Origin of the sequence: Lihuaxuella thermophila (genome assembly GCF_900110165.1) — a bacterium.
Taxonomy (GTDB): Bacteria; Bacillota; Bacilli; order Thermoactinomycetales; family Thermoactinomycetaceae; genus Lihuaxuella; species Lihuaxuella thermophila.
Genome location: NZ_FOCQ01000002.1, coordinates 115166 through 135462, shown reverse-complemented (window position 1 = coordinate 135462; position 20297 = coordinate 115166). Strand labels below are relative to the sequence as shown.

20 protein-coding genes and 1 riboswitch are annotated in these 20297 nt (G+C 50.7%); of the genes, 14 read left to right on the top strand and 6 right to left on the bottom strand.

Annotated elements, in window-relative coordinates:
- The first annotated feature begins 16 nt into the window (after positions 1 to 16).
- The 5 genes from meaB to BMW55_RS02535 all read left to right on the top strand — a co-directional run bounded on the left by meaB (position 17) and on the right by BMW55_RS02535 (position 7345).
- Positions 17 to 973 (top strand): methylmalonyl Co-A mutase-associated GTPase MeaB, encoded by a 957-nt coding sequence (gene meaB / locus BMW55_RS02555; protein WP_089965035.1) that lies wholly within the window; start codon positions 17 to 19, stop codon positions 971 to 973.
- Complete coding sequence (locus BMW55_RS02550) at positions 974 to 1636, top strand: TetR/AcrR family transcriptional regulator (protein WP_089965032.1); 663 nt, start codon at positions 974 to 976, stop codon at positions 1634 to 1636.
- Positions 1611 to 4859, top strand: coding sequence for a fused isobutyryl-CoA mutase/GTPase IcmF (gene icmF / locus BMW55_RS02545; RefSeq protein ID WP_089965030.1), 3249 nt, complete (start codon positions 1611 to 1613; stop codon positions 4857 to 4859). The genes BMW55_RS02550 and icmF overlap by 26 nt, the downstream gene beginning before the upstream one ends.
- A gap of 241 nt (positions 4860 to 5100) precedes the next feature.
- Entirely contained in the window at positions 5101 to 5577 is a 477-nt protein-coding gene (rpoE, locus tag BMW55_RS02540) for a DNA-directed RNA polymerase subunit delta (protein ID WP_425283808.1), read from the top strand.
- Positions 5578 to 5725: 148 nt separating this feature from the next.
- Entirely contained in the window at positions 5726 to 7345 is a 1620-nt protein-coding gene (locus BMW55_RS02535) for a CTP synthase (protein ID WP_089965028.1), read from the top strand.
- A 479-nt stretch (positions 7346 to 7824) separates the two neighbouring features.
- On the opposite strand, the gene BMW55_RS02530 is transcribed toward BMW55_RS02535, so the two are convergent.
- The 4 genes from BMW55_RS02530 to BMW55_RS02515 form a co-directional block, all read right to left on the bottom strand.
- A complete protein-coding gene (locus BMW55_RS02530; RefSeq protein WP_089965026.1) occupies positions 7825 to 8247 on the bottom strand; it encodes an SRPBCC family protein in 423 nt (140 codons plus the stop codon).
- Positions 8244 to 8573 carry an ArsR/SmtB family transcription factor gene (locus tag BMW55_RS02525; RefSeq protein ID WP_089965024.1) on the bottom strand — a complete coding sequence of 110 codons (330 nt, stop codon included), beginning with the start codon at positions 8571 to 8573 and terminating at the stop codon, positions 8244 to 8246. The genes BMW55_RS02530 and BMW55_RS02525 overlap by 4 nt, the downstream gene beginning before the upstream one ends.
- A gap of 83 nt (positions 8574 to 8656) precedes the next feature.
- Positions 8657 to 9079 (bottom strand): DoxX family protein, encoded by a 423-nt coding sequence (locus BMW55_RS02520; RefSeq protein ID WP_089965022.1) that lies wholly within the window; start codon positions 9077 to 9079, stop codon positions 8657 to 8659.
- 585 nt (positions 9080 to 9664) lie between these two features.
- Positions 9665 to 10720: a hypothetical protein gene (locus BMW55_RS02515; RefSeq protein ID WP_089965019.1), complete on the bottom strand. Its 1056-nt coding sequence runs from the start codon at positions 10718 to 10720 to the stop codon at positions 9665 to 9667.
- A 133-nt stretch (positions 10721 to 10853) separates the two neighbouring features.
- Here BMW55_RS02515 and BMW55_RS02510 point away from each other — a divergent pair, with 133 nt between their 5' ends.
- Positions 10854 to 11462 (top strand): hypothetical protein, encoded by a 609-nt coding sequence (locus BMW55_RS02510; protein WP_139179419.1) that lies wholly within the window; start codon positions 10854 to 10856, stop codon positions 11460 to 11462.
- Between the two features lie 293 nt (positions 11463 to 11755).
- On the opposite strand, the gene BMW55_RS02505 is transcribed toward BMW55_RS02510, so the two are convergent.
- Positions 11756 to 12334: an ECF transporter S component gene (locus BMW55_RS02505; RefSeq protein ID WP_089965450.1), complete on the bottom strand. Its 579-nt coding sequence runs from the start codon at positions 12332 to 12334 to the stop codon at positions 11756 to 11758.
- A gap of 233 nt (positions 12335 to 12567) precedes the next feature.
- Positions 12568 to 12718: riboswitch (FMN riboswitch) on the bottom strand.
- A gap of 196 nt (positions 12719 to 12914) precedes the next feature.
- Between BMW55_RS02505 and BMW55_RS02500 the strand changes: the two genes are divergently transcribed.
- From BMW55_RS02500 to BMW55_RS02485, 4 genes are all read left to right on the top strand, one after another.
- Positions 12915 to 13226, top strand: coding sequence for a cytochrome C oxidase subunit IV family protein (locus tag BMW55_RS02500; protein WP_089965016.1), 312 nt, complete (start codon positions 12915 to 12917; stop codon positions 13224 to 13226).
- 159 nt (positions 13227 to 13385) lie between these two features.
- Positions 13386 to 13895: a GNAT family N-acetyltransferase gene (locus BMW55_RS02495; RefSeq protein ID WP_089965014.1), complete on the top strand. Its 510-nt coding sequence runs from the start codon at positions 13386 to 13388 to the stop codon at positions 13893 to 13895.
- A 341-nt stretch (positions 13896 to 14236) separates the two neighbouring features.
- A complete protein-coding gene (locus tag BMW55_RS02490) occupies positions 14237 to 14677 on the top strand; it encodes a helix-turn-helix domain-containing protein (RefSeq protein ID WP_139179418.1) in 441 nt (146 codons plus the stop codon).
- 23 nt (positions 14678 to 14700) lie between these two features.
- Positions 14701 to 15018: a hypothetical protein gene (locus tag BMW55_RS02485; RefSeq protein ID WP_089965010.1), complete on the top strand. Its 318-nt coding sequence runs from the start codon at positions 14701 to 14703 to the stop codon at positions 15016 to 15018.
- A 241-nt stretch (positions 15019 to 15259) separates the two neighbouring features.
- Here BMW55_RS02485 and BMW55_RS02480 read toward each other — a convergent pair whose 3' ends face one another.
- Positions 15260 to 16186 (bottom strand): ketopantoate reductase family protein, encoded by a 927-nt coding sequence (locus BMW55_RS02480; RefSeq protein ID WP_089965008.1) that lies wholly within the window; start codon positions 16184 to 16186, stop codon positions 15260 to 15262.
- Positions 16187 to 16393: 207 nt separating this feature from the next.
- Here BMW55_RS02480 and kapD point away from each other — a divergent pair, with 207 nt between their 5' ends.
- From kapD to fsa, 4 genes are all read left to right on the top strand, one after another.
- Positions 16394 to 17017, top strand: a complete 624-nt coding sequence (kapD, locus tag BMW55_RS02475; RefSeq protein WP_089965006.1) for a 3'-5' exonuclease KapD — start codon at positions 16394 to 16396, stop codon at positions 17015 to 17017.
- A 248-nt stretch (positions 17018 to 17265) separates the two neighbouring features.
- Complete coding sequence (locus BMW55_RS02465) at positions 17266 to 17631, top strand: response regulator (RefSeq protein ID WP_089965002.1); 366 nt, start codon at positions 17266 to 17268, stop codon at positions 17629 to 17631.
- A gap of 933 nt (positions 17632 to 18564) precedes the next feature.
- Positions 18565 to 19419 (top strand): class II fructose-1,6-bisphosphate aldolase, encoded by an 855-nt coding sequence (gene fba, locus BMW55_RS02450; RefSeq protein WP_089964996.1) that lies wholly within the window; start codon positions 18565 to 18567, stop codon positions 19417 to 19419.
- Positions 19420 to 19475: 56 nt separating this feature from the next.
- A complete protein-coding gene (gene fsa, locus BMW55_RS02445; protein WP_089964993.1) occupies positions 19476 to 20123 on the top strand; it encodes a fructose-6-phosphate aldolase in 648 nt (215 codons plus the stop codon).
- Positions 20124 to 20297: the final 174 nt, after the last annotated feature.

Genomic DNA, 20297 nt, shown 5'->3' with positions numbered 1-20297 from the left:
CGGGAGGAACCAGGGGATGGATGATTGGCTCCAGTCGATCCAAAACAAAGACAAGCGGCACATCGCACGGCTGATCAGCCGTATCGAAAACGGCGATCCACAAAAAATAAAGATCCTGGAAGAACTGTACCCTTTCACCGGAAACGCTTACCTCATCGGTCTGACGGGCCCCCCCGGCGCGGGTAAAAGTTCGCTGCTGGACGGGTTGATCCGCCATCTTCGCGATGAACGGCTGACGGTCGGAGTCATCGCGGTAGATCCGACCAGCCCCTTTACCGGCGGGGCCATCCTGGGAGACCGGGTGCGCATGACCAAACATGCTCTGGACGAAGGAGTGTTTATCCGGAGCATGGGCAGCCGCGGCAGCCTGGGGGGATTATCGCGGGCGACCAAAGAAGCTGTCCGCGTGTTGGATGCGGCCGGTTTTGATGTCATTCTCATCGAAACGGTGGGTGTCGGGCAAGCGGAACTGGATATTATGCACATCGCAGATACCGTCGCACTCGTTTTGAATCCGGGCGCCGGGGATGTGGTACAGGTGTTTAAAGCCGGCATCATGGAAATTGCTGACTTGTTTGTGATCAATAAATCTGACCGTCCCGGGGCCCGGCGTCTCGCAGCGGAGATTGAAGAATTGCTCGATCTGGCCAAACACGGCCATGCCTGGCGGCCTCCCATTCTTCACACCATCGGCACAAAAAGTGAGGGAATTGAAGATCTGTGGCGGGAGATGACCCGACACCGGGATTATCTTCAAGCGTGCGGGGAATGGTCGGGCCGCCGGGAGCGAAACCTGGAGCAGGAAGTCCGGGAAGTGATGGAAGATCTCGTGCGGCGGAGGCTGGAAGAAGAGCTGAACCTACCGGAGTTTAAACAGGAGCTGGAGCGGGTGGCACAACGAAAAAAAGATCCCTATCAAGTCGCCCGTGAGTGGTTGGAGCGAGTGCTGGGACGGACAGGGGGTGAATGTTAGTTGAACAAGAACTCCAAGCTGATCCCTTCCATGATCAAGGACCAGCGGCTGATCGAACAGCGCAGGCAACAAATCATCGAAGGTGCGGTGCGCCTGTTCGTGCAAAAAGGTTTCCACAAGAGCACGACCCGGGAGATTGCCAGAGAGTGCGGATTATCCATCGGAACGATGTATGAATATATCCAGACCAAGGAAGATGTGCTTTATCTGGTCTGCGATCATATCCATTCAGAGCTGGAGCAGCGGCTGCAGGAGTCCGTTTCGGATGACGATACGGGGATCGAAACGCTTCGGAAAAGCCTCAAGCAGCTGTTCAAAGTGATGGGGGAGATGCGCACCTCCGTTTTGCTCATCTACCAGGAGACCAAGTCGCTCCCCAAAGACAAGATGGCTTACGTACTCAGCAAAGAAGAAGAGATCACCGCCATTTTTGAACGGATTCTCGAAAAAGGGATGAACGACGGAACGATCCGGATCGACCCTTCCTCGGTGAAATTGATGGCCCACAACATCATGGTGATGGGGCAAATGTGGACCTTTCGCCACTGGGCATTGGGTCGTCACTACGATTTAGACGAATATACGGAGCGTCAAATGGCTTTTCTTTTAGGCGAGTTTACATCTGGAGGGAACAGGGATGGAAACGGAAATCTATCGACCTAAACACGCGGTCCGCTTTGTGACGGCAGCCAGCCTGTTTGACGGCCATGATGCCTCCATCAACCTCTTCCGGCGGTTGCTTCAGGCGTCCGGAGTGGAAGTGATCCATCTGGGCCATAACCGGTCGGTGGATGAAATTGTTGAGGCTGCCATTCAGGAAGATGTGCAGGGAATCGCTGTCTCTTCCTATCAGGGCGGGCACATGGAATTTTTTAAATATATGGTGGATTTGCTCAAAGAGCGGGGAGCTTCCCACATCCGGGTCTTCGGGGGAGGCGGCGGAGTCATCGTCCCGCGTGAAATCCGGGAGCTGGAAAGCTACGGGGTGAGCAAAATCTTTTCCCCGCAAGACGGGCTCAATCTCGGCCTGCAAGGCATCATCAATCACATGGTCCGGGAAACCGATTTTCCGACCGTCCGCGAGATTTCCTGGGAGCTGGAAGCGCTCGAAAGCGGGGACAAGCGGGCGATCGCCAGGCTGCTCACCTATGCCGAAGAAGCGTATGATAACGAAGATTTGAGAGAAACAGCAGCTGCCTTGTTCGCTGAGCTGGCTGACTCCGTTGCCGCAAATAAGACGATTCCCGTCATCGGGATTACCGGTACGGGAGGAGCGGGGAAAAGTTCGCTGACCGATGAGCTGGTGCGCCGTTTCGTGCAGGATTTCACCGACAAAAAAGTGGCCGTCCTGTCGGTCGACCCGTCCAAACAAAAAACGGGCGGGGCTCTGCTGGGGGACCGGATCCGCATGAACGCGGTCCATCATCCCCGTGTCTACATGCGAAGCCTGGCGACCCGGCGCACCCGGTCGGAACTGAGCGGCGCAATCCGCGAAGCCATCGCGGTCATGAAACGGGCAGGCTATGATTTGATCCTGGTGGAGACCAGCGGGATCGGACAGGGCAATGCCGATGTCGTTCAAGTGAGTGATCTGTCCGTCTATGTGATGACTTCCGAATACGGCGCGCCTTCGCAGCTGGAAAAGATTGAGATGCTCGACTACGCCGACCTGGTCGCGATCAACAAATTTGACCGAAAAGGATCGGAAGATGCCCTGCGCGACGTGAAAAAACAGTACCGCCGCAATCACAACCTGTTTCATGCCCCGGATGAAGAGATCCCCGTCTACGGTACGATGGCCAGCCGGTTTAATGATCCGGGAACCAATCTCTTTTACCGGGCCCTGATCGATAAAATCAACGAAAAATTGGGGCTTGCCTGGGAGTCTTCCCTGGATGTGAGCGGGCAGAAGATGGAGGTCCGCCACATTATCCCCCCGGAGCGCACCCATTACCTGCGTGAAATTGCGGCCACCGTGCGGAAGTATCATGAGGAATCCCGGCAGCAGGCGGAGCTGGCCACCCGTCTCTATCAGCTCCGGGGGACGCAAAAGCAGCTGGCCGGGCAGGACGATCTGGTCGGTCGGCTCGATCAGACAGTCAGGGAAATTGAGGAAAAGCTCACTCCGGAAAATAAACGCGTGCTGGACGAGTGGCCGAAGCTGGCAGAGCAATACCGTCAGGACACATTTGTCACCAAGGTGAGAGACAGGGAAATCCGCATTCCGCTCTATACGGAAACCTTGTCCGGCAGCAAAATTCCCAAAGTGGCGCTGCCCAAATACAAGGATTGGGGGGAACTGCTCCGCTGGCTGCACAAGGAAAATCTGCCGGGCCATTTTCCGTTTACGGCCGGCGTGTTCCCGTTCAAACGGACCGATGAAGATCCGAAGCGCCAGTTTGCCGGAGAAGGGACCCCGGAGCGGACCAATAAACGCTTCCACTATCTGTCCAAAAATGATCCGGCCAAGCGGCTGTCCACCGCTTTTGACAGCGTCACCCTGTACGGGGAAGACCCCGCCGAACGGCCGGACATCTACGGTAAAGTGGGTGAATCCGGGGTTAGTGTCTGCACGCTGGACGATATGAAAAAGCTTTACGACGGCTTTGACCTGTGTGCCCCCAACACCAGCGTTTCCATGACCATCAACGGTCCCGCCCCGATTATTTTGGCGATGTTCTTCAATACGGCCATCGAGCAGCAGATGGACAAATTCCGGCAGGAACACGGGCGGGAACCTTCTCCGGAGGAAGCGGACCAGATTCGGGCCCGCACCCTGCAAACGGTGCGCGGAACGGTGCAAGCCGATATATTGAAAGAGGATCAGGGACAGAACACATGCATTTTCTCGACCGAATTTGCCCTTAAAATGATGGGGGACATTCAACAGTACTTTATCGATCACGGGGTCAAAAACTATTATTCGGTCAGCATCAGCGGCTATCATATCGCCGAAGCGGGCGCCAACCCGATTTCCCAGCTGGCATTTACATTGGCGAATGCTTTTACCTATGTGGAATACTACCTGAGCCGCGGGATGAAAATTGATGAGTTTGCCCCCAACTTATCTTTCTTCTTCAGCAACGGCCTGGATGCCGAATACTCGGTGATCGGGCGCGTGGCGCGCCGCATCTGGGCGATCGTGATGAAGAAGCTGTATGGAGCCAACGAGCGCAGCCAGAAACTGAAATACCACATTCAGACTTCAGGCCGCTCCCTGCACGCCCAGGAGATTGATTTCAATGACATCCGCACCACGCTGCAAGCGCTCATGGCCCTCTACGATCAATGCAACTCGCTTCACACGAACGCCTACGATGAAGCGATCACCACGCCGACCGAAGAATCGGTGCGCAGAGCGATGGCGATTCAGCTCATCATCACCAAAGAGCTCGGGCTGGCAAAAAACGAGAATCCGTTGCAAGGTTCCTTTATCATCGAAGAGCTGACCGATCTCGTGGAGGAAGCCGTCCTGCGCGAGTTTGAACGGATCAGCGACCGCGGCGGCGTGCTCGGGGCGATGGAAACGCAATATCAGCGCGGAAAAATCCAGGAAGAATCGCTCTACTACGAAACGAAGAAGCACTCCGGCGAACTGCCGATCATCGGGGTAAACACCTTCCAGAACCCGAATCCGCCGGAAGAAGTGGAAATTGAGCTGACCCGTGCCACCCCGGAGGAAAAGCGGACACAGATTGAAAATCTCCGCCGGTTTCACGAACAGCACCGCCATGAAGCGGAAAAAGCGCTTGAGCGGCTCAAACAGGTAGCCAGGGAAAATGGCAATATTTTTGCAGAGCTGATGGAAACGGTCAAAGTAGCCAGCCTCGGTCAAATAACCCGTGCTCTGTATGAAGTGGGCGGACAGTACCGCCGCAATATGTAAACATCAGAGCATGATCAGTCAAACCCGTTGCCGCGGGAACTTACAAGGCAACGGGTTCATTTGCTTGTTCGGCATGAACGCCGCCAGGGGATTGGGCGGCGTTCATGCAGCCTGTTGGATCAAGCCGGGATGGAAATTCGGATGGGTTCTTTGTTGACTTCACCCGTTTTTTGGATAAAATAGTTGTACGAGATTATAGGGAGGACTGTGGACTTCACCCGTATGGAAGGATGTGTCCAGTTTGAGCGACAACCTCAGAACGGAAATGATCATGGAAGCATCGATGGTTGATCTGGCTTACGATTTGCTGAAAAGCAAAGGGGAGCCGATGATTTACCGCGATATCATGAACGAAATTGCCAAATTGAAAGGCTTTACCGAAGAAGAGATCAATCAGTATATTGCTCAGCTATACACCGAAGTAAACATTGACGGCCGCTTTATCTGCGTCGGCAGAAGCCTGTGGGGCCTGAGGGAATGGTATCCGACTGAGCAAGCGACGGATTCTGCCGTTGCCGCCAATGTGAAAGATGATTATCTGGACGATGAACTCGAAGAAGATCTGTACGAAGATGAAGAAGTTTACGATGAAGACGCTCATGATCTCGATGATGTGGATGAACTCGATCCATATCATGAGGATGAGGAAGCCCCGTTTGACGATGAGATCATCGGCGAGGACTTAGGGGATGAAGAAGAGCAGGAGGATGAGCTCTAAATCGCTTGACAAACCTACTCGCCTTCGATAAACTATGTTTTGGGCTCATAAGAACGGATTTGAGATATGGAGCGCCCCTAATGCAGGGGCGCTTTTTCTATTTTGTATGCAGATTTTTGGGCATCCTGTTTTATGGGAGGAAGATATAATGACAAAATATATTTTTGTGACCGGAGGCGTGGTTTCTTCGCTGGGGAAAGGGATCACGGCTTCCGCTTTGGGACGGCTGCTTAAAAATCGGGGCTTGAAGGTTACCATTCAAAAGTTTGACCCATATATCAACATCGACCCGGGCACGATGAGCCCGTATCAGCACGGGGAAGTGTTCGTGACCGACGATGGGGCCGAAACCGACCTGGACCTTGGCCATTATGAACGTTTCATTGATATCAACCTGACCAAGAACAGCAATGTGACCACCGGTAAAATATACCAATCCGTCATCAACAAAGAGCGCCGTGGCGACTACTTGGGCGGAACCGTGCAAGTGATTCCGCATATCACCAATGAAATCAAGGACCGTGTATTCCGGGCTGCCCGGGAAACACAGGCGGATGTGGTTATCACCGAGATCGGCGGAACGGTCGGCGATATTGAAAGCTTGCCTTTTTTGGAAGCCATTCGCCAGATCAAGAGCGATGTGGGCCGCAAAAACGTGGTGTATATTCATTGCACCTTGATTCCGATGCTGAAGGCGAGCGGGGAGCTCAAAACCAAACCAACCCAGCACAGTGTGAAAGAACTGCGCAGCATCGGCATTCAACCCAATATCATCGTGTGCCGGACGGAATACCCGATCTCTGAGGAAATGAAACAAAAACTGGCCCTCTTCTGCGATATTGACCGGGAAGCCGTGATTGAAGCGCGTGATGCGGAAACCTTGTACGAAATTCCGCTGATGATGCAAAGAGAGGGCTTGGATGAAATTGTGGTCAAACACCTGGGCCTGGACGTCGGGCCGGCAGATATGAGTGAATGGATCAAGCTGGTGGATAAGGTGAAAAACCTGACCCATACCACCCGCATTGCCATCGTCGGAAAATATGTGGCGCTCCATGATGCCTATATGAGCGTTGTTGAAGCGCTCCGGCATGCCGGTTTTGAAAGCGACACCGATATCGATGTCAAATGGGTCAATTCCGAAGAGGTTACGGATGAAAATGTGGCGGAACTGCTTGGTGATGTAGACGGCATCCTCGTCCCGGGAGGTTTCGGCGACCGCGGGATCGAAGGAAAAATCGTGGCTACCCGCTTTGCCCGGGAGCAAAAAATTCCGTTCCTCGGCATCTGTCTCGGAATGCAGATGGCTTGTGTGGAAGGCGCCCGCAACCTTCTGCATCTGGAAGGAGCCAACAGTTCCGAATTTGATCCGGAAACTCCCCATCCGATCATCGATTTGCTGCCGGAGCAAAAAGAGATCGAAGATCTGGGCGGAACGATGCGCTTGGGTCTGTATCCCTGCAAATTGCATCCGGACAGCCTGGCTTACAAATTATACGGCAGCGGTTTGGTGTACGAACGCCACCGCCATCGATACGAATTTAACAATGAATACCGTGAGCAGATGGAAAAAGCGGGCTATGTCTTTTCCGGAACTTCCCCGGACGGACGTCTGGTGGAAATCGTTGAGTATAAAAATCATCCCTGGTTTGTCGCTTCCCAGTTCCATCCGGAGTTTATCTCCCGTCCGAACCGCCCGCAACCTCTTTTCCGCGGCTTCGTTTCCGCCGCACTCCAAATAAAGTTAAAAGAACATGTCCGCATTTAATAAATACAAAACCCGGCTGGAAATCCCTGCTGGGTTTTGTCTTATCTTCTGATTCTTACACCCATACATGTTCCTTTCAGATTGACCGGGACCGAGATGACATGTTCGTCACGATGAGGATTTACTTCATGCCGCGTGAAGCAACGCAAAGGTCAGGGATGAGGAGAAAGGAGGAAAACCGGTTTATCGAGCGGGACGGAAAGCCCCGTCCACCCCGGTTCCGCACTTCGGACAGCGATTGAAAAACCGGCGAAGGAGTATGAGCATCAGGCACTTGAAACAAGGAACAAATTTAGATTCATGGGCATCGCCCTCCGTATATCAAAGATGCAACTATATAAACATACGAAAGTGATAGACAAAATGACAATATAAAAAAGAAGCCCCTTGAAGGAGCTTCTGCGAAAAAAATCGACAGGAGTCGAGAGTATTTTGATCAAATCACATGAAAGAAGGGGATGTTTGAGTACTGGATGCGGTTATTGTTCCAACACCTTTTCAAGCTCGCTGCTCCATTTACTCCAGCCATATTTGGCGCCTTGGAGTCCTTGAGCGTTTGAGAACCCGGTTTGTTCGAGATGAAGGTTAACCTTTCCGTTCCCTAAATCCTGCAGCGTCCAAGTGACCGTGTGCTCCTCTCCTCCGCTGGCCCAAGTATAGGACAACCGGTTTGGTTCGTCCACGATAAGTACTTCCCCTTCAATAATTCCATCCCACCATTCGTTCGGCTGAGTGCGAAACTGAAAACGGTGCCCCACGACGGGCTTAAAATCATTCTCCATCGCCTGACCGGTGTGGATGTTGACCACCCACTTGGCAAGCTTGCTTGAATCAGTTAAGGCGGACCAAAGCTTCTCGATCGATGTCGTGAACTGAAAATCCAAAGATAATGTTAAACTCATTCTTCATCCTCCTCTAATAGTTGGTTCAAGCGCATCATGTTCGTACTCCAGAACTTCCTGTAGAAAGCCACCCAATCCTGAACCTCTCTGAGTGGAGAGGCGTTTAGCCTGAATCGCGTTTCTCTGCCGACTTTTCTGCTGGTCACCAGTCCAGCCTCTTTCAAAATCGCCAAATGCTTGGATACCGCTGTACGCCCCATTTGAAACTGGGCCGTTAATTCATGAAGCGGTTTCTCCTCTGCTTCTGCTAACAGACGAATCAGTCGGCGCCTGGTCGGATCTGCAATCGCGTCAAACACATCCCGCAACTGGTTGTTCTCGCTCACAGCGCCCCCTCCTAAAAATCTTATTTTCTGTAGTATACGTCTATTGGTGGTACGAAGGGACAGCCGTTAATTCCACCACCTCCTTAAAGTATGCGGCTCTTCGGACGGAGCGCCCACGAGGCGATATTTAGTGCAGCATAAGAAAGCGGGAGGATAATATGAAACCCGTAATCACCATAATCGTTAGCAAACGCATGAGATAAAGCCGCACCAGTCATTAAAAAGAAGATCCCGGCGTGGGCCCATTCTTTCAGCCGGGGAAAACCCGGCACGACGAGAGCGATGGCTCCAAGCACTTTCCAAATCCCGAGAATGGTCAAGACGTATTCCGGGTAACCAAGATTCGTCACTAACTCAAGGTTTCCCCCATATTGCATCAGTTGCCCGATACCACTTAACATAACAGCTGCTGCAAGTAGTAAGGTGACTGACCAATAAGCAATCATTTTTCCTCGGGACCGGGTTTCTACGATCGCGGTTGTATCCGCACCGATCATCTTACTCATTTGTTTCCTCCTCATCATCGTTTCAAGGGAAACTTATTCCGGTTCCAAACTTTCCACATGACTAACTCCTAATTGGACACCATTTAGTGTCTCTTTAATCATAGGACACCATTTGGTGTCGTGTCAACACATTTTTAAACTCCACATGAAAATGGACAGTCAGCTATGTGTGTCAACGATTGATTTTATGTCATTGATTCGGAGGAAGGCGGTCTTCTGTCGCCGTACAAGGGGGAAAAGGAGCGAAGACGGATTGTGGGGTCATTTGGCCAAGAACCGGAATCGGTAAAAACAACGTTCTGACCGGAAAGAGAAAGACCTACCCGGAAGTGAAAGGGCAGGTCTTTCTGACGGCAGCGGGAAGATCCGCGGTGAAATGAAGTTGAGTGCAGCTGCCATTTTGTCATCGGACAGTGAGTTCCCCCCCTTTGCTGCACATCCGGCTGCCAGCAAAAGGATGAACAGGAGAAACAGAGATCGGTGAACCAAGACGGACTCCCCTTTATGCTTGCTCGAGCATGGATTGGCGATACAGGTCACATGCGCGCAGGCTGCCCCGCATCGGACAGCCTTGCGCCGTGGATATTATTCATGGGTGTGCAGGTATTCCGGATGTTCGATCCCGTTGAACCAGGAGCAATTCCAGTGTCCGTCTTCCTTTTTCGTCCAATTGCAATATACATTGGTTGTGCCGTCACCGATCGCGCGCATTCCGGACTGGATGGACTCGATATAACAGTTGATGCTGTTGCCGTAAAACCAGGATAAAAACGGGTTAGTCGCAGCACTCATCCCAAGTGCGATCGACCGGGAGCAATCTGAACTATTAAAGGGAAAATCCTCTGTATCGTCATTGGGATCCTTCTGATTCGGATCCGGCTCTTTTTGCCCGGGAGGAGGGAGGGTGACCCCTTCATCCGCTTCGTTGCAGCCGACGATATTGGCGATCTCCGTACGCGGATCGGTTAAAATTTTCATTGCACCGTCTCCATAACCAACAACGGTTCCCTTTTCGAGCGGCGGATAGGTTTTATTTCCCTGAGCGTGGACGGTATCATCGGAAGTGGAGCGGGAAGCCATCGACCGGCTCATCCGCTTTGCGTTGGCGATAAATTGCTTGTCAAACAATTGGATATCGATATCCATTTTCGGATGTCCGTTTTCCACGATGATCTCCAGTTCGCGGACGGTGGATCCGTTTCTCGACAGGATCATCTTGTATTTGCCGGGTGCCAGGCCGGAGAGAACATACTTCCCATGCTTATCTGTGGTCGTCCTTTTATCGCCGACCTGGATCTCGATAAACGGCAAGGGCGTCTTCAGATCCGCCGACCCGTCCGGATGAGTGTCAAACCGGTCCTCCACTTTCGTTTTCTCTAATTCTTTCAGGGCTTTCCTGATCTTCTTCGCCTCTTCTTTGGAAGCATCCTTTAACCGGGCATTCAGGTCTTCTTTCATTCTCTCAATCGAATCGCCCATCCATTTTTTTGCTTTCTCGGCATGTTCCTTGTCAAACTCGATCGTGGTAGTCACCCGGCCCGAAATCGTGCTCTTCTTTTCGGCATATGCCGGTGCGTCAATAGAGAAGCTGAACGAAAACATCAGCGCGGCCGCCACAAACAGCTTAAACCACTTTTTCATCGCCAACCTCCCTGATTTGAAAATATTTACACTTGATATTATAATCATAGCATGGGTATTTTTACAATATAGAATTTTATTATTTTTTAATCTATTTTTGGTATAGACATTGTAACGATAGGCGGGATGGATGTTGCTGAAGAAAAAAGCAAGTCTGCTTTTGTGCTTGATCCTGGCGGTGGCCATTTTGGGCGGCTGTTCTCGCGATTTGCCTGAAGTAAAGGTTGACGGCCAAGCTTATATTTACCGCGGAAAACACTATACCGAGGCTTTCGGTTTGGAAGTTCCTCTTTCTGACATCGGGGAAGAAATAGGAATCACTCCTGCAGGAAGAATCGTTTGTGCGATCAAAGGGGTGCCGACGGACCAGTGGATCGCCATTAAAGAAGAAGCGGGATTTGGAAGCGTCTATAAGGAACAAAATATCGGCGCCGTGGATGTAAAGGAGTTCGCCCCGGTGGAAATCGAAGTGTTTGCCCAAAGGGGCCGGGGTGAGAGAGGTGTGATCCGCGATATGGAAAAGATTGACCGCCTCGTGAAAATTATCATGGAAAGCCGTCCCGTGTCTGTGCCCAAGAAGATGAAAGTGTCCCGCTTCCTCCAGCTTAAGTCCAAAAAATACAAAACGATTCGGTATATCTTGACCTATATCGAGGATTTGCAGGGCCGCCGTTATATAGAAGACGAACGAACCGGCAAGGTGTACGAGATCGGAACGCTTTTGGAGGGCGAGATCCGGTAGGCAAACCAAACCGGCAAGGCCGCTCTTGCTGGACAGGCATCTGGATTGAATGTACGCCGAACTTACCTCCAAAAAACAAGCGGCTCACCGGGCTTTTTCATAGGGGTAGATGGAGCATCCGCAGATTTTGCCACCCATTGCTCAAGAAATGGAAAATGACTAGAGATTTATATGAAGCAACTCAAGTCCATTCGTCTTTATACGGGAAACTCAGAAATGACACGTTCATATTCGCTTTTCGCTTTCATCAAAATACGAAACCCAGCGGGAAATCCCTGCTGGGTTTTTATAGGTTATCCACGCACAAGAGATCGCTGCTCCATATATGGTTTTAATTTCAAATAGAGCGGGATAAAGATGAACCCGATGAGAAGGCCCTTGAGCACATTGAAAGGAGCGACTCCGTATAAAATCAGGCTCATTTTCTGTGCATGAGTAACTGTCCAATCGATGAGGATGCTATATGCCGGGAAAATCACATACCAGTTGGCGATGGTCATCACGGCGGCCATCAGGATCGTTGCGGTTACCAACCCGTAGACCAGTCCTTTTACATTCCCGGTCTTCCGGCTGATCAGTACGGTAACCGTGACAAAGATGCTTCCCGCGAGGAAATTGGACATCTGCCCGATGGGAATGCCTGTGATGCTGCCCGAGAACAAATAATGAAGCAGATTCTTTAAAAACTCCACCAGGATCCCTGCCGCCGGGCCATAGACAAGTCCGCCGACCAAGGCGGGGAGATCGCTGAAATCTATCTCCAAAAAAGTGGGGAACCCCGGCAAAGGAAAGTCGAGATATTGCATCAAAAAAGCACTTCCGGAAAGCAGCGACAAAAAGACCAATTTCGTCAAACGCTGTGAATGTTGCATCAGATGTACACACTCCTTTTTGTGTCTCTGATGACAACCGTACGACAGATTATAAAACCCGGAGAAAGAGGTGCCGTCACAGGCACGCAGCTTCCTCCGGGCATAGGGAAAGAAGGGGACACCGACCTGTTTCGGAAAATAAAGGAATCCATCCTTTTCACAAGCCATCAGGTCTTCCGTACCGCAAAAACGGGCACACTTCCCCCGTCGCTTCTTCCTTTTTCGTACGTGTTATCATCCTTCTCCCATCCAGACTATACTGTCGGTTTCGGAATCTCACCGAATCCACCGCATCAAGCGGGTCACGGACTGAGGCACGCTGTTCCTGGTCGAACAGGCACCATCACCGCCGGTCGGGAATTTCACCCTGCCCCGAAGGATTAAATGAACATGTATTCACTTTTCATATTCCATTATAGATTAGAAAGGCGAAATGTCAAAGATCAATTGACAAAAGTGGAAAAATTATGCCACATGTTCCGTGCGATAAAAACGGCCGGTTTTGCAGGATAGAAGAATTTTTCTGTATAATATAAATAGTATAAAAACAAAATCCCCCGCATCCGAGGGAGGGTCACCGATGGATCCCCAATTAAACCGGCAGACAGTCAAACCCGCCAAACAAACGTCTTCCTCATCTCCTTGGAAATACGTGATTTCCTTTTTTTTGATGATCCTATTTACTGCGATCGCATTTATCCTGGTTGAACGCAATTGGCTGAGTCCGGAGGGAACTTTCTGGTCGATTACAATTCTCGCGGCCATCCAAGTGGTGCTGCAGCTGTTTACCTTTATGCATCTCGATCAAAAAGGGCAGGAAATTCCCATCATCTTTATGGGGCTCGGTATATTGATTGCCGTCATCTCCGTGGTGGGCATCGTTTTGATGTAGGAAAAGAGAAGGGAAACGGATAACTCCTATACCTGAACAGAAGAGCTGCCTCCCCGGGGGGTGGCTCTTCTGTTTGGACAGGTGATTCGTGTATCCCTTGCCTCATTTGATTAAAATATAAGAATGATAAGGAATCATGTTTGAGAGAGGAAGGGAAAGATGAAATTCGTTCAAGCGAAAGAAGAACAATTGCCGGAGATCATCAATCTCTACGACAACGTCGTGCAAGTGATGAACGAAAACGGGATCGACCAGTGGGGAGAAGACTATCCCAACCCCGATGTGTTAAAAAGGGACTTGGAAGAAGGGAATCTGTACCTCCTGAAGAAGGACGGAAAAATCGCCGGCGCCGTCGTGTTGAACAAAGAGTACGAACCGGAATACAAGCAAATCCCCTGGCAAGACCGGTCCGGTAACTTTTTGGTTGTACATAGATTATGCATCAACCCCTCTTTTCAGGGACAGGGAATCTCCAAAATCCTGTTGGATGAGATTGAGGAGTTCGCCAAAACCCACGGTTATTCCAGTATCCGTCTCGATACTTACATCCCCAACGAAAAAGCGATGAACTTATACGAAGGCCAGGGGTATGAGCGGAGAGGGAAGTTTTACTTTCCGACGCATCAGGAGCCGTTTATGGCCTTTGAAAAGGAGTTGATTCATTCCTAAGAGAAAAGTGCCCCCCTTCATAGGAAGAGGGTGGCCGGGTTTTCCCCACTAACCTTCCCTTTTTTAGGGGAGTTTTTTCTTTTTTTTAGCAGGAATATACAACCTGCAGGTTGAATCTTTAAAAATAAAAATAAATGGTTAGAAGGGCATGGGAAGCTCATGCCGAAACGAAGAGAAACTGCTCTTGTTCCTGATGAATAGAGTGTATTTTCTGTAAATTATCATCCCAACAGACGAAATCCTTTTTGACCCAGGAAGGGCAAACGGATCCGCCACCAGTGAGCCTGTTGAGATCTGTGGATAAAAACATCGGCGCAATAGTGAAGAAAGGAAGGGATGATTTGATCATCACGGAGAATGCCTACCGGGAATCGAAAAAAATGATCGCCAGCTGGGAAGAGGGAATCCGAAAACTTCAGGATCGATGGCGGAGAGAGGGGTTGACCCAGGAAGAGATTGACTCCTTGACCCTGGCTCACTCCCACTTGACGATGAAGATTCAAGCGGAGATTCAAGAGTATGAAGCCATCAAACGGGGCGAGTTTGACATGACCTGCAACTTTGAAAACATCGGACAACAACTGGTTCGTTTTCGGATCTGGAAGGGGCTCAGCCAATCGGAGCTCGCCGAACGTCTCGGGGTTACTCCTCAACAGGTATCGAAGGATGAACGGAACGGGTATGCACGGGCCAGTTCGGAGAAAATCCGCCAAGTATTGGAGGCACTTGGCATTGAGGTGACGATTCAACCTGCTTGGCAGACAGCATCAGGAGAAAAGTGAGCTATGGAGGGGAGTGTCAAACGATGAGCGTGAAGGAAGACATCATTGAGAGGCTGACAACCAAGTGGATTCAACACTATCAACGGATCGCCCAGGAAACCGGACAGCCCATCGCGTTGTCCCCGCAAGGATGGTGTGATTTCTGCGGGGAAGGCGTTTGGCGCTGGCAACTTCATCTTGTGGAACAAAGTGACAAGGCGATCGGACCGGCCAAGAGTTTCCTGCACCCCATGGCTTGTGAAACCTGCATTCACCAGTTGCAACTGACTCGTTCAGAAGACGAAGAAGCTCTCGAATTTGAGGCGTTGGGCCAAGTGGCCAAACGGATGATGCAAAAGTAGGCAACATTCCGGCGGTCGCGAACCAAAACTTTCATGCCGGCCGACACAACCCGAACCGCACCCGGCGGAAGATAAAAGCAGTCGATCCGTTTGGTCGACAGCGGATGTAACCAGCTCCTGCAGTCGGGAGGCCGATCTTAGCAGGCCATACCGAGCCACGGATATATACGTTGACAAAAGAGGCAGCAACCATCCGTGGGTTGCGAAGAATGGTTGCTGTTTTTTCCTGCCGCCTGATGGGTCATTTTCCGGCAGCATCATGTTGATCTTGATATATTTTAAGAGTGCTGTAAATCATTTTCAAAATCGGCAAGTCCAATTCCTGAGGGGCGAGGCGGATGAGCGTTCCATGCAGATGATCCGTCTCGATGGGAAGCCCTTTTTCCATATCTCTCAGCAAGGATGATTTCATGGTCGGCTCCAGCTTTTCCATGTTGGACAGAATGCGCTCGGCCAAGTCTTCTTTCAAGTTAGGCTCTTGCGTGCGGGCGATGCCGACGATTTCCCTGAGCAAACGCAAGTATGTCTCTTTCCCGTACGGGGAAGAGAGAATCGGCCCGATGCTGCTTCGCATGATGGAAGTCATTCCGCTCATCGCGCTGATGAAAATGTATTTTTTCCACATCTCCACCTTGATTTGTCCGCTCGAACGGGCACTCATGTTTGCTCCCGCAAACAATTCTTCCATCCTGCGCACTCTGGGCGTTGATTCCCCATTCCATTCACCGAAGACGATCTCATGCACCTGATTGTATTGCTCGATCTGTCCCTGCCCGTTCAGTGTTGATTCAATGAAACATAGGCCTCCCAAAACCTTTTCCGCACCAAACCGCTTTCCGATGGTGTCGATATGACTGATTCCGTTCAGCAATGGGAGAATGGTGGTATGTTCACCTACATAATGATGTAGCGAATCCAAAGCCTGATCCAAGTGGTATGCTTTGACTGACAATAAGATCAGATCATATGGATCGTCCGGCTGTCCGGGCAAAAGCGTTTTGACCCGCAGCGCGGTATCGCCATGAACGCTTTTGATGATCAGACCTTCGCGATCGAGTTGCTGTTTGCGCCGCTCGCGGACTAAAAAAGTAACATCTGCTCCTTTTTCTGCCAACCTTCCCCCGAAGTAACCGCCAACGGCTCCGGCTCCCACCACTAATACGCGCAAAAGAAAGAACCCCCTCGCTTTTTGTTCTATTCAGATTTTATCACATTTTTCCTTCGGATGCCGAAAGAGACGGGGGTGAAGGAGCGGACATTTTTCATCACGCATTGGCGTAAATAGAGCCGGACAGTCGTTTTTCAGTCACCCTTTTTTGCGATTTCTTGGTATAGTAGAAATAGAATTCCGTTGAAGCAAAGGATGGAGCTGCCAATGGCTGATCATCATCTTTTTATTGATTTTGAATTTACAATGCCGGAAACGGAGAGAAGAGACAAGAGTTTTGTCCCGGAAATTATTGAAGTGGGAATGGTTTGTGTATCCGGCCTTGAAGTGCAACAAACATTCAGTTCTTACGTAAAGCCGGTGATCAACCCGATTTTAACGGAGAGATGCAAGGCATTTTTGAATATCACCCAGGCCGATGTGGATCAGGGCATTTCCTTCACCGAACTGGTCGAAATCTTAAAAACGTTTGATCAAAGCGGAAACGCGCGCGTGGTCACCTGGGGAAACATGGATATGTATGTGCTCAGAAAATCTTGTGAATATTGGGGAGTTCCTTATCCTTTTAAGGGCCGGGAAGCGGATCTGTCCATTGAGTATAAAAATTTTTATGGTGACCGCAACCAAACGGGACTGATCAAAGCTCTCCATGAGTACGGGTACAAGGCGAAAGGGAAACATCACCGGGCGCTTGACGATGCGTTGGCTACCTTTGAGATTTATAAACTGATCGAAAATGACAGAAGGTATCTCAATAAAACGAACAGCCCCTGCATTGGTGATTTTGTGGATGTTGCCAGTTTGTTCGGGAAGGTGGGGTCAGGTCATTAACTCTTTTTGCCTGGTTGATTTTATCCCAATATTTAAATTGTTTTCCGGTCCATTTGCTTTCATTGGGTCTCTGTGATCATTGCGCATTTCGGAATATACCCTGATAACGCGATCATCCCACAAGATCAAATTTTGTATGGCCATAGCAGGAAAAAGCGGGACGGACACGAAAATATAGTCAGCAAATGGTGCTTTTTCATACGATTTACATAGATATTTCCCGGGAGCAAGAGAGGTGGTCTGCACCGATGTCACTGAAGAAGATTTTGGTGGTTGATGATCAATATGGAATCCGGCTGCTGTTGAAAGAAGTATTTTCCAAGGAGAATCTGCATATTTTTCAGGCATCCAACGGCAGACAAGCTTTGGAAATTATTCGATCGGAAAGGCCGGATCTTATTTTGCTGGATATGAAAATGCCGGGGATGGATGGACTGGAGCTCTTGAGACGGCTGAGGCAAATTGATTCAACAGTAAAAGTGATCATGATGACGGCTTACGGGGAACTGGATATGGTTGCTGAAGCCAGCAGGCTCGGTGCTTTAACCCATTTTACCAAACCGTTTGACATTGAAGAGCTCCGGTCGGAAGTGATGAGACAACTGGCATCTTAAAAACGGATATCAGTCACAAACGGTGGTGGGTGTGTCCGTGTGCACCAGCCGGGCCGATGTCCCGTTCGGGACCATCCATTCCCGGATGATAAACGTCTCGAAAAAACATGGAGACAGTCGGTATCTCTTTTGATGGAAACCGGACCTGGTCCGTCCTGCTTATTCATCGCCCGTGTACTTGAACAGCCGCTTTTGGTTGCCCGTTCTTCCGGCAATTGCGTGGCACCCAAAGGCCGATCGGCTGTGTTTTTTGTTTTCAGCGATGGGCAGCGGCGGGAAATCCCCGTGTAGATATACAGCCCCGAATGAACGGGAAACTAGCGATGAAAGGTCAACTCGTGCAGGGAGGCCATGATGGGGCGAAACGTACCCGGCGGAGGCTCCCCAAACGAAGGGAGGAAGCGGATCACGTGTTTGAGCGGCAGCAGGTTTGATCCGCACCCCAAGTGTGGGACCGGAGCGGCCGGCTTATTGCTTCTTCGCCAAACCCAAGAACACGGAGGCCAACAGGGCCGGCCGACCCGGATGCACAAACACAGGAACAAATCCTGCACAACCGGTTTTCTCAAAATATCAGCTTGTCATATCTTGGGATGAGTGCCGCTTCGGCATTTGTCTTCCGTTTCCGCTCCGATGCAGCGGCAGAGTCGCTCCCTCCGATCCGTCGTGTCTGGCAGTATCACCAGGAAATGCCGGGATTGGTCATTGGCGGGCATGTACGCGCAGCATTGGAGGAATATATAAGAGGGTGGAACCGGGAGACCGCTGCACCGGATCCAGCGGGGAACATTCTGTGTCAAAGCATCCGGGAAAATATGAAAACCGTTTTAATTTTGGGTTTATCCGGCTTCCGTTCAACTACCAAACTCATACCTTGAGTGATATAATGACAAAATGAATAAACCCCTTCAACAGATTAAAGGAGGCCTCCATATGCCACTTGTTTCCATGAACTATTTTTTGCCGCAAGCCAAAAAAGAAGGGTTTGCCGTTGGACAGTTTAATATGAATAACCTGGAATATGTTCAAGCGATTACAGAAGCCGGAAAAGAAGAACGCTCCCCGCTGATCTTTGGTGCCAGTGAGGGTGCCATCCGATACATGGGTTTGAATAATGTCGTTGCACTGGCCAGAGTGGCAGCTGAAGAATCCGGTCTGCCGATTGCTCTGCATCTCGATCACGGCAGCAGCTTTGAAATAGTTATGAAATGTATCCGTGCCGGTTTTTCTTCCGTCATGTTTGACGGTTCGCATTATCCGCTGGAAGAAAACATCCGCTTGACCAAAAAAGTTGTCGAAGCGGCTCACGCGGTAGGGGTATCCGTAGAGGGAGAGCTGGGTACCATCGGCGGTGTGGAAGATGATTTGGATGTCTCAGAGGAAGACGCCACCCTGGCGAATCCGGAAGAAGCCATCCGGTTCTGGGAGGAAACCCAGGTGGACGCCCTGGCGATCGCAGTGGGTACCGCTCACGGAATGTACAAAGGGGAGCCGAAAATCCGGTACGACATCATTGAAAAAGTGAGCCAAAACATCGGGGTTCCGATTGTGTTGCACGGAGGCTCCGGAGTGCCGGATGAATCGATCAAAAAGTCGATTTCCCTGGGTGTGGGAAAAATCAATGTGAACACTGAAAACCAGGTTGCGAGCACCCGCGTTGTGCGCGAACTTCTGGAAAACAATCCGGATATGATCGATCCGCGCAAATATCTCGGACCGGCCCGGGAAGCGATCAAGGAAACGGTCAAAGCAAAAATGCGACTGTTTGGAAGCAGCGGCAAAGCTTAAGACTTGGACGGGTCCCATCATTGCCTGCCGCCTGAACCCAAAGGAGGAATGGTGAAATGAAATTTTTTCTCGATACAGCCATTGTTGATGAAATTCGCCAAGTCCATGAGTGGGGCATCTTGTCCGGAGTGACGACCAACCCCAGTTTAGTGGCCAAATCCGGCCGCGTGTTTGAAGAAGTTTTGCAAGAGATCTTATCGATTGTCGACTGCCCGGTGAGTGCCGAAGTGCTGAGCAGGGATGCCCTTGGCATGATTGAAGAAGGAGAAAGGCTGGCATCTCTTTCCCCCAATGTCACCATCAAAGTGCCGATGACAGCGGAGGGATTAAAAGCGGTTCATCATTTCTCCAAAAAAGGAATTCAAACCAATGTCACGCTTATTTTTTCAGCCAATCAGGCTCTGTTGGCGGCCCGGGCAGGTGCCACGTTCGTCAGCCCGTTTGTCGGGCGGCTGGATGACATCAGCCATGACGGAACCCAGCTGATTCACCAGGTTTCGGAAATTTTCCGTATCCACGGAATCGAAACGGAGATAATCGCGGCCAGCATCCGCCATCCGGTCCATGTAACCGACGCCGCGCTGGCGGGAGCGGACATCGCCACGCTGCCGTATAAGGTGTTGGAACAACTGGTTCGTCATCCGCTCACCGACCAGGGCATTGAGAAGTTTGAAGCTGACTGGAAACAAGCGAAACATTCATAAGACAGAAGCGGTGTACAGGTCCTGTTGAATCCGTAAGCCGGTTATCGGGGACAGGCGATAAACGAAATTGGTTGGAGCCGCGCCGGACCGTTTTTGTTTCCCGGCGGCCGACAGAAAGAGCACCGGCACAGTTGGGTAAAAGACTTTCTCATCATGGGTGATCCGACTGGGACC

Excerpts from the sequence above, each read along its gene's own strand:
- BMW55_RS02500 (WP_089965016.1), top strand. The coding sequence starts at position 12,915 with ATGGATCCCCAATTAAACCGGCAGACAGTCAAACCCGCCAAACAAACG.
- BMW55_RS02505 (WP_089965450.1), bottom strand. The coding sequence starts at position 12,334 with ATGCAACATTCACAGCGTTTGACGAAATTGGTCTTTTTGTCGCTGCTT.
- BMW55_RS02495 (WP_089965014.1), top strand. The coding sequence starts at position 13,386 with ATGAAATTCGTTCAAGCGAAAGAAGAACAATTGCCGGAGATCATCAAT.
- BMW55_RS02485 (WP_089965010.1), top strand. The coding sequence starts at position 14,701 with ATGAGCGTGAAGGAAGACATCATTGAGAGGCTGACAACCAAGTGGATT.
- meaB (WP_089965035.1), top strand. The coding sequence starts at position 17 with ATGGATGATTGGCTCCAGTCGATCCAAAACAAAGACAAGCGGCACATC.
- BMW55_RS02530 (WP_089965026.1), bottom strand. The coding sequence starts at position 8,247 with ATGAGTTTAACATTATCTTTGGATTTTCAGTTCACGACATCGATCGAG.
- BMW55_RS02535 (WP_089965028.1), top strand. The coding sequence starts at position 5,726 with ATGACAAAATATATTTTTGTGACCGGAGGCGTGGTTTCTTCGCTGGGG.
- BMW55_RS02520 (WP_089965022.1), bottom strand. The coding sequence starts at position 9,079 with ATGAGTAAGATGATCGGTGCGGATACAACCGCGATCGTAGAAACCCGG.
- BMW55_RS02465 (WP_089965002.1), top strand. The coding sequence starts at position 17,266 with ATGTCACTGAAGAAGATTTTGGTGGTTGATGATCAATATGGAATCCGG.
- fsa (WP_089964993.1), top strand. The coding sequence starts at position 19,476 with ATGAAATTTTTTCTCGATACAGCCATTGTTGATGAAATTCGCCAAGTC.
- icmF (WP_089965030.1), top strand. The coding sequence starts at position 1,611 with ATGGAAACGGAAATCTATCGACCTAAACACGCGGTCCGCTTTGTGACG.
- kapD (WP_089965006.1), top strand. The coding sequence starts at position 16,394 with ATGGCTGATCATCATCTTTTTATTGATTTTGAATTTACAATGCCGGAA.
- BMW55_RS02515 (WP_089965019.1), bottom strand. The coding sequence starts at position 10,720 with ATGAAAAAGTGGTTTAAGCTGTTTGTGGCGGCCGCGCTGATGTTTTCG.
- fba (WP_089964996.1), top strand. The coding sequence starts at position 18,565 with ATGCCACTTGTTTCCATGAACTATTTTTTGCCGCAAGCCAAAAAAGAA.